Annotated in this window: 11 protein-coding genes; 2 read left to right on the top strand and 9 right to left on the bottom strand. The window is 43.0% G+C overall.

What is annotated here, in order from left to right; translation table 11 throughout:
* Window positions 1-62 precede the first annotated feature (62 nt).
* From frr to rplM, 6 genes are all read right to left on the bottom strand, one after another.
* Window positions 63-632, bottom strand: coding sequence for a ribosome recycling factor (gene frr, locus CK503_RS07655; RefSeq protein WP_095606213.1), 570 nt, complete (start codon window positions 630-632; stop codon window positions 63-65).
* Window positions 633-698: 66 nt separating this feature from the next.
* The gene (gene pyrH, locus CK503_RS07650; RefSeq protein WP_095606212.1) at window positions 699-1,424 is read right to left on the bottom strand and encodes a UMP kinase; all 726 of its coding nucleotides are present in this window, start codon (window positions 1,422-1,424) and stop codon (window positions 699-701) included.
* 125 nt (window positions 1,425-1,549) lie between these two features.
* Window positions 1,550-2,383, bottom strand: a complete 834-nt coding sequence (gene tsf, locus CK503_RS07645) for a translation elongation factor Ts (RefSeq protein ID WP_095606211.1) — start codon at window positions 2,381-2,383, stop codon at window positions 1,550-1,552.
* Window positions 2,384-2,443: 60 nt separating this feature from the next.
* Window positions 2,444-3,289 carry a 30S ribosomal protein S2 gene (rpsB, locus tag CK503_RS07640; protein ID WP_095606210.1) on the bottom strand — a complete coding sequence of 282 codons (846 nt, stop codon included), beginning with the start codon at window positions 3,287-3,289 and terminating at the stop codon, window positions 2,444-2,446.
* Window positions 3,290-3,440: 151 nt separating this feature from the next.
* On the bottom strand, window positions 3,441-3,827 hold the full coding sequence (gene rpsI, locus CK503_RS07635; RefSeq protein ID WP_095606209.1) for a 30S ribosomal protein S9: 387 nt from the start codon (window positions 3,825-3,827) through the stop codon (window positions 3,441-3,443).
* Between the two features lie 6 nt (window positions 3,828-3,833).
* Window positions 3,834-4,277, bottom strand: coding sequence for a 50S ribosomal protein L13 (rplM, locus tag CK503_RS07630; RefSeq protein WP_095606208.1), 444 nt, complete (start codon window positions 4,275-4,277; stop codon window positions 3,834-3,836).
* Between the two features lie 266 nt (window positions 4,278-4,543).
* Here rplM and acnA point away from each other — a divergent pair, with 266 nt between their 5' ends.
* Together acnA and CK503_RS07620 are read left to right on the top strand one after the other, a co-directional pair.
* On the top strand, window positions 4,544-7,258 hold the full coding sequence (gene acnA, locus CK503_RS07625; protein WP_095606207.1) for an aconitate hydratase AcnA: 2,715 nt from the start codon (window positions 4,544-4,546) through the stop codon (window positions 7,256-7,258).
* 178 nt (window positions 7,259-7,436) lie between these two features.
* Window positions 7,437-8,609 (top strand): histidine kinase dimerization/phosphoacceptor domain -containing protein, encoded by a 1,173-nt coding sequence (locus tag CK503_RS07620; RefSeq protein WP_095606206.1) that lies wholly within the window; start codon window positions 7,437-7,439, stop codon window positions 8,607-8,609.
* Window positions 8,610-8,622: 13 nt separating this feature from the next.
* Here the strand turns inward: CK503_RS07620 and CK503_RS07615 are convergent, their stop codons facing one another.
* The 3 genes from CK503_RS07615 to CK503_RS07605 are packed head-to-tail and all read right to left on the bottom strand — an operon-like array spanning window position 8,623 to window position 11,586.
* The gene (locus CK503_RS07615) at window positions 8,623-9,789 is read right to left on the bottom strand and encodes an FAD-dependent oxidoreductase (RefSeq protein WP_095606205.1); all 1,167 of its coding nucleotides are present in this window, start codon (window positions 9,787-9,789) and stop codon (window positions 8,623-8,625) included.
* A complete protein-coding gene (locus tag CK503_RS07610; RefSeq protein WP_095606204.1) occupies window positions 9,782-10,477 on the bottom strand; it encodes a methyltransferase domain-containing protein in 696 nt (231 codons plus the stop codon). Before CK503_RS07610 ends, CK503_RS07615 begins: the two co-directional genes overlap by 8 nt.
* A complete protein-coding gene (locus tag CK503_RS07605) occupies window positions 10,477-11,586 on the bottom strand; it encodes a type III polyketide synthase (protein ID WP_095606203.1) in 1,110 nt (369 codons plus the stop codon). The genes CK503_RS07610 and CK503_RS07605 overlap by 1 nt, the downstream gene beginning before the upstream one ends.
* Window positions 11,587-11,665: the final 79 nt, after the last annotated feature.

The following is an 11,665-nucleotide window of genomic DNA, read 5'->3' as shown; positions in this document are numbered from 1 at the left end:
TTGTAAGGTTATTTGTTATTGATATGTAGCTAACAACCAATAACTAACAAACCATGAACCGATTATACGGTCATAATCTCTTTTTCTTTCTTCTCAGAAAGCTCTTCAACTCTTTCGGTGTGCTTATCAGTTAATTGTTGGATTTCATCTTCCGCCTCGTAGCGAGAATCTTCGGGTAATGATTCTTCCTGTACTTTCTTTTTTACCTCATCATTGGCATCGCGGCGGCTGTTTCGGATAGAAATGCGGGCTTCTTCAGCCAGTTCATTGACGCGTTTAACCAGTTCTTTACGCCGCTCTTCTGACAAAATAGGCAGTGGAATTCGTATAATATTTCCATCATTATTGGGATTCAACCCTAAACCTGCAGACATAATAGCCTTTTCAATTTCTTCAAGAGCAGATTTGTCAAATGGTTCTACGGTTAAGAGACGGGCTTCGGGTGCACTGACGTTAGCCAACTGGTTTAATGGTGTTTGAGATCCGTAATAATCTACTTTTATACCATCAAGTATAGATGGCTGAGCTTTGCCTGCGCGAATATGAGACAGCTCTTTTTTATAGTGGGCAACAGCCTGATCCATGTTCTTTTTCGCGGAGTTGATAATGGGTTCTAACTTTGGAGGAATCATAATATTCGCGGATTGTTTAATTCTTTTTGATGATGCTGTTATTAAATCAAAATGAATTTAAGAAATCTAAGAATCTTCCCAAACTACCTTTGATCCCACGGATGCATCTTCCTGTAAGACTTTTTTCAGGTTTCCAACTTTATTCATGTCAAAAACAATGATAGGCGTTTTGTTTTCGCGGCAGAGGGTAAAGGCCGTTAAATCCATAATATCCAGCTGCCGACTGAGTACTTCTTCACCAGTAATAGTGGGAAACTTGACAGCATCCGGGTTAATTTCAGGATCGGAATCGAAAATACCGTCAACACGGGTCCCTTTGAGAATGACATCCGCTTCGATTTCGATGGCACGAAGCGAAGCAGCGGTATCAGTCGTGAAGTAAGGGTTCCCGGTACCGGCGCCAAAAATAACAACGCGTCCTTTTTCAAGGTGTCGGGTAGCACGCCGGCGAATATAGGGTTCGGCAATTTCTTCCATTCTGATGGCTGACATCAGCCGGGTCTGCACGCCCATGCGTTCCAGAGAATCTTGCAGAGCCATACTATTGATCATGGTAGCAAGCATGCCCATGTAATCTCCTTGAACGCGATCCATGCCTTCGGTGGCACCCTTTACACCTCTAAAGATATTTCCGCCTCCTACAACAACAGAAACCTCAAAACCTTCGTCATGTATAGATTTGATTTCCTCGGAGTACTGGGTAAGAATATCTCCGTCAATGCCATGCCCCTGTTCACCTAACAGTGCTTCTCCACTTACTTTTAACAGAATTCGATGATAATTGCTGTCCACGTTTTTTACCCTATGTTAATTATTGAATTGATTGTCATTTTTAATACGATCTGATCAATCTTATAATCTCTTAAGCATAAAAAAAAGGCTACCGAATTGGTAGCCTTTTTTGCGAATCAAAATGATTACGAATCATCGCCGAGCTGGAGTCGATGGAACGACTTAACCAGCGGAGTGTCATTGTTTTTGAGATACTCCTCAACAGAGAGGCTGTTGTCCTTAACAAACTTCTGTTCCAAGAGAACGCGTTCTTCATAAAAGCGCCGCAATTTACCTTGTGAAGCTTTCTCGGCAATTTCCTCAGATTTACCTTCTTCAAGAAGTTGGTCTTTGGCGATTTCGAGTTCCTTTTCAACGATCGAGCTGTCAACACCGTCTCGTGTTACCGCCAACGGATTCATTGCTGCAATCTGCATGGCTACATCTTTACCGATTTCGGGATCTTCTACATCATCTTCAAACTCTACCAATACCCCGAGCTGATTGCCAGGGTGGATATATGAGATGAAGAATCCATCGGTTTCAGCAAAGACAACACGATTTATTTTAATCTTTTCACCGATTTTGCCAACCATATCTTTTACGTGATCGGCAATAGAAAGCCCGTTGTGTTCAGTTTCAAGCAGTTCATCAACCGATTCGATTTGGTTTTCAAATACGATATCTAAAAACTGTTGTGCACGGTCTTGAAAATCATCATTACGAGCAACAAAGTCAGTTTCGCAGTTGATTTCGAGTGCTGCGGCTTTACTTCCGTCGTCGCTTACGCGTGTAACAATTAGGCCTTGGTTGGCTTCACGGTCGGCACGCTTTTCAGAAAGCTGTTGTCCCTTTTTGCGAAGGATTTCAGTTGCTTTTTCAAAATCGCCGTCAGCTTCTTGGAGGGCCTTTTTGCAATCCATCATGCCGGCCCCGGTCTGTTCGCGTAGTTCTTTTACGTCTTTTGCAGAAATACTCATTGTTTGAGTTACGCTATTTAAATTGTTGTTCTAAGTTTAAAAGGATAGTACGGCCGTTTTTTACTCTTCTTCGTCCGAAGAGTCGTCGCTGGAATCTTTCTTCTTGCGACGTTTACGGCGTTTGCCCGTAGCTTTGGTTTTTTCTTTTACCTGCTGCTCTTCAGCTTTACGTGCTTCTTCAGTAGCTTGATCCATAATTTGCTCTTCACTTTGAGCTTCGCGCTCAGCATTACCTTCAATAATAGCATCGGCAATTTTAGAAGTAACAAGCTGAATGCTGCGAGCAGAATCATCATTGCAGGGGATAATGTAATCCGGAGTATCGGGATCACTATTGGTATCAACCATTGCAATAAGGGGAATATTAAGTTTAACCGCTTCGTTTACAGCGATGTCCTCTTTGGTTGTATCGACAACAAAGATGGCGCCGGGAAGATGTCCCATATTGGCAATACCGCCCAAGGTGTCTTCGAGCTTTTCATACTCACGTTCAAGCATGAGAGCTTCTTTCTTTGTGAGTTCCTCAAAGGTACCGTCCTTACTCATGCGGTCGATCTCTTCCATGCGTGAGATGCTCTTTTTGACAGTACTGAAGTTGGTCATCATTCCTCCTAACCAACGGTGAGTAACAAAAGGCATACCGCATCGGATAGCCTCCGTTCTAACAATATCTTGAGCTTGCTTTTTTGTCCCTACAAAAAGGATATCTTTTCCGGCACGGGCAAGCTTGGTAACTTCGTCCAGTGCTTCTTGGAAAAATTTCTGTGACTTTTTGAGGTCGATGATGTGAATCCCGTTGCGCTCCATGAAGATAAATTCCTTCATTTTAGGATTCCATCGGCGGGTAAGGTGTCCAAAGTGGGCACCGGATTTCAATAGTTCTTCTAAGTCAGGTGTAGTAGGCATAGGTTAGATTTATTTTTGAGTTAATCCTCTATGCAGATCATCCCCGGCGCTAATCCCAATAACTGCATGGGACACTCGGCGCACTGAGTAGCTGCATATGTGTGATTGAATGTTGTACGTGTGGAAAAAGAAAACGTATAAGCGCGATCTATTAACGCTTGGAAAACTGGAACTTCTTACGAGCACCAGGTTGACCGTACTTCTTACGTTCTACCATACGATCGTCGCGTGTAAGTAGATCATGTGCTTTCAATACATCGTGCCACTCTTCATTATGATCGTCAAGAGCGCGGGCCAAAGCATGTTGGATGGCACCGGATTGTCCGGTAATGCCACCACCGCTTACATTTACCAAAATATCAAACTGTCCGTCTGATTCGGTAACGTCAAGCGGAAGCTTGGCGATATTGCGATGTGCTTGAGTGCAAAAATATTCATCCAGGGGTCGTTTGTTTACAACAAACTCACCTGATCCAGGTTGAATATAGAGTCGCGCAGTAGAAGTTTTTCTTCTTCCGATGAAATTTTTTTGTTCCATTCGTGATTAAAGCTCGATTTTTTTTGGTTGTTGTGCTTCTTGTTCATGAACCGGACCGGCATAAATCCTAATGTTGGTCATAAGCTTGTCGCCCATTTTATTCTTTGGCAACATTCCTTTTACAGCTTTTTCAATAACCAATTCGGGATTGTGGTCCAGCATCTCTTCTGCCGAAGTAAAACGTTCGCTGCCGGGGTATCCGGAATAACGAAAATATTCTTTCTGCTGTAATTTATTGCCGCTCAGTGTAACTTTGCTAGCATTAATTACAACAACGTTGTCACCGGTGTCCATATGCGGTGCGAAGTTAGGCTTGTGCTTACCTCTAAGTAGGCTTGCTACCTTGGAAGCAACTCTTCCGAGCGCCTGATCTTCGGCATCAACAAGAACCCAATTCTTTTCGATATCACTCGGTTTTGGGGAGTAGGTCTTGTAACTGTTAGTATCCACGGTTAAAACTTGTTTATAATTGCTTTTATGTGAAGTCTCGAAAAATAGGCTTATTTAAATCCATTTGCAACGGTGAAGTTATGAATATTTTCTAAGCATCATTTATATGAATCTATGATGGTTTTTTTAATCAAATTAGAGGTATGATAGATAAAATTTATAGGGTTTAAGATAAGATATTCTTAAAAATTAATTATATCTTTCAGCTACAAAAAAGACCTATTAATGTAGGTTAAGCCAAGTTTAAAAAGGACAATCGAGAACCCATGAGTAACGAAAATAAATTTTTGCAGACGAAGACCCCTTTTGATACAGGAGCTGGCCAAGCGCACCTGTATAGTTTGAAAAAACTGGAAGAAATGGGGTATGGAGATATCAGCAAGCTTCCCTTTACCATTCGTGTATTATTGGAAGCTGTGCTCAGAGAGTACGATGGCTATGTCTTTTCGGAAGATGATGTAGATGCTTTAGCTAATTATAATGCCAAAGATCCGCAGGGAGAGATACCATTTAAACCTTCGCGGGTTGTGCTTCAGGATTTTACCGGGGTTCCGGCTATCGTGGATTTGGCGGCGCTTCGTTCTGCCATGGAACGCATGGGCGGTAATCCTACGTCTATTAATCCCCAGGTACCGGTAGATCTGGTTATTGACCACTCGGTACAGGTAGATGAGTTTGGTCAGGAGTACGCCTTTATGCATAACGTGGAAAAAGAATTTGAGCGAAATCGCGAGCGATATGAGTTCTTGAAGTGGGGACAAAGTTCGTTTGATAATTTTAGAGTTGTTCCTCCGGGGCGCGGTATTGTCCACCAGGTAAATCTTGAATATTTGGCCAAAGGAGCATTTAGCCGAGAGGAAGAAGATGGTACTACGGTTGTTTATCCCGATACTTTGGTTGGTACTGATTCGCATACAACTATGATTAATGGTCTTGGAATTCTGGGCTGGGGCGTTGGCGGTATCGAGGCCGAAGCAGCCATGCTGGGACAACCCATATATATGTTGGTGCCCGAAGTGGTAGGAATGAAGCTGACCGGTGAGCTCCGCGAGGGAATTACGGCTACTGATTTAACGCTGACGGTAACACAGATGCTGCGTAAGCATGGCGTTGTTGGTAAATTTGTTGAGTTCTATGGCGACGGGCTTAAAAATATGAGTCTGCCCGATCGCGCAACTATTGCAAACATGTCTCCGGAATACGGTGCTACGATGGGATTCTTCCCGATGGATGAAGAGTCAATGCGCTATATGCGTCGTACGGGTCGTTCCGAAGAGCATGTTGAAATGGTTGAGCGCTATATGAAGGAACAGGGACTTTTCCATACGGATGATACGCCTGATCCTGAATATACCGATACGCTGGAACTTGATCTGAGTGATGTAGAAACATCGCTTGCCGGTCCTAAGTTGCCACATGATCGTATCTCACTGCCAAATATGAAGGAAACATTTGAGAGGAGTTTGACGAGTAATGATCCGACAATGGGCTTTAACTTGGCCCAGGAGAAACTGGCTAATAAAGGTACTTTTAAAAATGGACAGGAAATTGAAATGGAGCATGGTGATGTTGTCATTGCTGCTATTACATCCTGTACCAATACCTCTAATCCGAGTGTAATGTTGGGGGCGGGTATTGTTGCAAAGAAGGCTCTTGAAAGAGGGTTGGAAGTACCTCCATATGTGAAAACGTCGCTGGCTCCCGGATCGCGAGTTGTTACTGAATATCTTGAGGAGGCCGGTCTTACGAATTATATGGACAAGCTCGGTTTTAACCTTGTCGGCTATGGATGTACAACTTGTATAGGTAACTCCGGCCCGCTGCCACAGGCTGTTGAAAATGCTGTGAAAGAAGGCGACCTGATTGTAGCAGGTGTTCTTTCCGGGAACCGAAATTTTGAGGGACGGATCCACCCTTATGTGAAAGCAAATTACCTGGCTTCACCGCCGCTGGTTGTTGCTTATGCATTGGCCGGGACAGTAGATATTGATTTGGAACACGAGCCGCTTGGCAAAGACAAAGATGGCAACGATGTGTATCTCAAAGATATCTGGCCAACATCAGATGAAATTGCAGAGCATCTCGATAATGCTATCCGTCCCGAGCTGTTTGAGGAGCAATATGGAGATATTTTCAAATCTGAAGAGTGGGATGAAATTCCTGTTGGTGGAGGAGAACTCTATGAGTGGAAGGATGAATCCACTTATATTCAAGAGCCGCCATTCTTTATAGATATGGGAGAAGAGCCCGATCCGATTACTTCAATCAATGGTGCACGAGTGCTGGTGAAAGTAGGCGATTCGATTACTACGGATCATATTTCTCCGGCGGGAAATATCCCCAAAGATAGTCCGGCGGGTGAGTATCTGATTGAGCACGGAGTTGAACCCAAAGATTTCAACTCCTATGGATCGCGTCGCGGTAACGACCGTGTTATGACACGCGGAACGTTTGCCAATGTACGATTTAAAAATCAGTTGGCGCCGGGCAAAGAGGGCGGTTACACCAAATACTTCCCGGAAGATGAAATCACAACTATCTATGATGCAGCCATGCGGTACAAAGAAAACGATACTCCGCTGGTTGCATTAGCTGGTGATCAGTACGGTACCGGGTCTTCCCGAGATTGGGCTGCCAAAGGGACTATTCTACTGGGGGTTGAAGCGGTTATTGCAACATCGTACGAACGTATTCACCGTTCGAACCTTGTTGGAATGGGCGTACTTCCGCTTCAGTTCAAGGAAGGAGAATCATCTGATTCACTCGGGCTGGATGGTTCTGAAGAGTTTAACATCCAATTGGATGATGAGCTTGAGGCGCAGCAGATGGTAAAGGTAGATGCCAAGAAAGAAAATGGAGAAACAATTTCTTTTGAAACCATTTGTCGAATGGATACTCCCGTTGAAATAGATTATTATCGCAACGGCGGGATTCTCCATTATGTTCTGCGAGATTATTATCGATCAGATCAGGAACAGTAGAATTGCGTAACTATAACTAAATGTAGTTCATAGGCCCGGCTTCTTTTTTGAGGCTGGGCTTTTTTTATTGATATCAGTTAGTAATTCTTGTATTAGTTTTTAAAAAAGCTTAAAAAATATTAAATAGATAAAGATAAGAGAGCAAAATAAATTAGGTTAACTGGGGTATAAGATTAAAATGTCATCATCTAATAGAGATAAGATAGCCGGTAAAATATCGTACGATGAAAAAACAAGCAGTAGTCTTCAAATTCTGCTAAAAAATATCAGCAGCGTAAACAGGGCGGTGAAACTGCGTACCGTCTTGCAGGAAAGTATTGAAGTTGTGCAAAACGTGATGAATACAGAAGCGAGTTCAATAATGCTTTTGGATGAAAATACCGGTGAATTAATTGTGAGTATGCCCACGGGGCCGGTTAAGAAAGAGGTTAAGGGGAAAAGAATTAAAAAGGGTAAGGGAATAAGTGGCTGGGTTGTTAAAAATAAAAAACCATTCTATTCGAATGATGTATCAAAAAGCGATCTGTTTGCCGGAGATATATCTGAGACCTTCACTAGTAAAAATATCATCTGTGTACCACTCAGGAACAGCGATAACAAGATGATCGGAGTCTTACAGGCAATAAACAAGCGTGATGGTGATTTTTCCGATCGGAATATCCCTGTTTTTGAGGCATTAGCGGACCATGTAGCAATGGCCATTGAACGGAGCAGGGAACTGCAGGAAGTTCAACGTAAACTGGAAGAGCGAGATCTGTTGCTGACGGAAATACACCATCGGTTGAAGAATAATTTATCTACCATAACTGCTCTAATTGAATTGGAGCTGCCTGATATTAAAGATGAGACGGCCAAAGAAACCTTGCAGAAAACGATGGCTCGTATTAAATCGATGACTGAAGTACATGATTTTCTATACAATAATAAGCCCGGTAATGAGATTAAGCTGAAGTTATATGTTGAGCGTTTATCCAGGGAGATTTCGAATATCCTATCCCACGCCTCACGAGATATTAAGATAAAAGTAAGATCCGAGGATGTGTTTTTGGATACCGACCGTGCTATGAGTTGTGGTTTATTACTTAATGAGCTGATGGTGAACTGTTATAAGCATGCTTTCGATGATGAAATTAATGATCCGAGAATTTTTATTGAGCTTGCTGAAGTAGATAATGGAACCATTGAGTTTAAAGTTTCGGATAACGGAACGGGGATCGGGGAGGATTTTTCTATTACAGAGTCGGGTTCAGTTGGGGGATGGCTTATTGATGTACTTATCCGCAGGCTCGAAGCAGATATAGATATTCAACGAGGGGATGGAACTACTTTCTTGATTCGCTTTGATAAATAAGGTTTAAAATAGGTTAGAATGGCCACTGCTCAATACCGCGCATTGTAAAAATATTTGCCATGAGTTGAGATATTGGGGGTTTTAGCATTAGGGCAAGTAATGGTTTGCGAACAAATTGAGTGGCAGTTTTTCTACCTAATTTCATGTTCATTTCTGCTCTTCGGATAGCAATGTTAGCGGCATGTTCTCTTCTTTTTTGATACTGGTTCAGGATCATATCTTTCTGGAAGGTATTGCCCAATACCTGGGGGAATGTATCTGCGAGATCACGGGCATCAAGCCAGCCCAAATTCATACCTTGTCCGCCAATAGGGCTTATGACATGAGCAGCATCACCGACTAAAATAGTGCGATTTTTAACTATAGGATGAGCTATCAATTTTTGTACGCCGAAGCTGCTAAGCATGGTATGATCCGTATTGCTTAATGAATGACTAATTCTATTAAAAACCCTTGATGTCAGCTGTTCTTTTGAAACATAATCAATATAATCAGCTGTTTTAACCACCCATCGGCGGCGGTTATTGGGCAGTGGGAAAGATTCAATAAGCCCCTCATCGCATAGAAAAATGGCTGCATCCGAATCAAAATGCGTGTTATCTGTGAAATCGCCCATAATATAGGTGTCGGGATAGTGATGGCCCTTAAACGAGATTTCGCTTTGCCTGCGAACCAGGCTATTTTTACCGTCACATCCCACCAAGTATTCTGATTGGAGCGTATGACTTTTTCCGTTGTGGTCAAACGTAACCTCAACATGTTCGCTATGTTTTGTGATGGTGCTGACCTCGGCATTACGGAGCAGAGCATTGGGATTTCTTTTCGTCAAGGCTTGTTCGAGCAATGATTCGGTTCGGTGTTGTGGGAGCGCTAAAATAAAGTTGTACGGTTTCGGACAATGCTCGAAAGAAAGTGCGCCCATTTTCTGGGTATTTACAAAAGCGTGTCCCGTTTGGATTTTTACTCCCTCCCGAATAAAATTGCTGACAATATTCAACTTCTCAAACAACTCCAGCGAGACCGGATGAATGCCCAGTGACCGAGAGCCGGGACGAGGTGCCGATCTTTTTTCAAGGATGATATACGAAATGCCTGCTTGCTCGAGACATAAGCCCAGGTAGAGTCCTACCGGGCCTCCACCAACAATGGTTACTTGATATGTGTCAGAAACCTCATTCATGTCTGTAAGTCATCAATAGTCGAAAAGGAAAGAGGTTCTGCACATTCCAATCCGGCGGGATAATCGATTGCAATTCTTTTTGGGTATAGCTTCGCTTAATGGAGGTAAGTCCATCCTCGGTGATGAAAGAATTCCGAAAAAAGGGACGAGAAAAGGTGTTGAAAAGTAGGTAGCCCCAATCGCTTCTGCGCAGATCATTAAAGAGGATCGATTTTGAGCACAACTTTTTTGCCTGCGGCAGTATGGATAAAAGTTTCTGTTCATCCAGATGATGGATCAAATGGTTGGATAGAACGAAGTCGAACTGTTGTGCATCTGGATTTAATTCTGAGAGTCCGCATTGCAAGAATTCTATGTTCGTGGACAGTTCAAGGGTTTGTACAAATTCTATAGCCCGGGGATCGGGATCGATAGCTGTAATTTTGAAGTTTATTCCGTCTTTTTTCAACCACTCGGCTAACTCTATAGGGATATCCCCTCCGCCAAAGCCGATATCCAGAAAGGTGAATTGCGAATATTGATCAAGATGTGGACGAATAAATTGCTCATAAATATGCCGCCAACGCGATATCAATGAATTGATCCGGCTAAACTGCCGATAGGTATTTTGTAGTTTTACGACATTGCAATGGGGATCATCCATGCGCTCTTTACTGTCGGTATCTCGTTGAGATAGGGACAGAGGCATCAGCTCACCTGATTTTTTTGAAGTAGTCCGCTTTCGATAGTTAAGCCCGGGCCAAAAGCCATCGCCAGAACAGCTTCTTGTTTTTTGGAAGCCGGCCGACTTAATAATTCTTTCAGTACGAACAGGATTGTTGCGCTGCTCATGTTTCCGTAGTCAGCCAATACTTTTCGCGATGGTGATATTTGCTCTTCTGAAAGCCCAAAGCTTTGTTGTACTTTATCAAGAATTGCACGTCCGCCGGGATGGAGTGCCCAGTGATTGATATCATCAGCAGTGAGCTGATAATCCGTGAACAGCGGCTGGATAGATTGATCGAGATTTGCCTCGATAATATCCGGTACGTAGGTAGATAATACCATATCAAAGCCGGTATCGCCAATTGTCCAGGCCATATCTTTTTCACTTTCTTGAGCGATGGATGTGGCAAACTGTGTCAGTTCAAAACTGTTAGTTTTTGTGGGTTTGTCTTTACTGATTATGACACCGGCAGCGCCGTCGGCAAATACGGATGCTGAAATTAAATTATCGGTAACTTCTGAAGGTTGCAGGTGAATAGAGCAGAGTTCGAGGCAAACAATGAGTACGTTTGCATCAGGTTGAGACTCACAGAAAGCTTTGGCCATTTTCATAGCGGGGAAGGCGGCAAAACATCCCATAAAGCCAAGGTGAAAACGTTGGGTAGACGGTGATAATCCCAGTTGTTGGATGATTTCGAACCCGGGTTCCGGAGCAAAAAATCCCGTACAGGATACCGTAATAACGTGCGTGATGTGTTCACGATCTACCGATTGATTCTCGTCGATGGTTTGCCGAGCTGTTTCTACAAAAAGCTCTTTGGCTTTTTGGGTGTAAAGTTCGTTGCGGGTTCCGGTAGAGGGTACGCTCAGAGTGCCATCTTCCTGAAAGAAAAATCGAGGATCACCGTTGGTGTTAAAATCAGGAATAACGGTATGGCGCTTGTTTATACCTGATTTTGAGTAAATACGATGGATGATTCGCTGTGTTATTTCTTTATCGCTGATGTATTCTTTCATGCGGTCGCGCAAAAAAGACTGATCATAGGAGCGCTCCGGGACCACCGTGGAAATATTTTGGATGTAAGCTGCCATCTACCATTAAATTAAAGGGTTAGAGTATGTACTCTATTAATACCCTAATTTTGTGGTAAAAATTCCGAATTCCTAATTG

Source organism: Fodinibius salipaludis (assembly GCF_002287075.1).
Classification (GTDB): domain Bacteria; phylum Bacteroidota; class Rhodothermia; order Balneolales; family Balneolaceae; genus Fodinibius; species Fodinibius salipaludis.
Note: the sequence above shows the minus strand (reverse complement) of the source record. Positions and strands in the feature narration are given on the sequence as shown.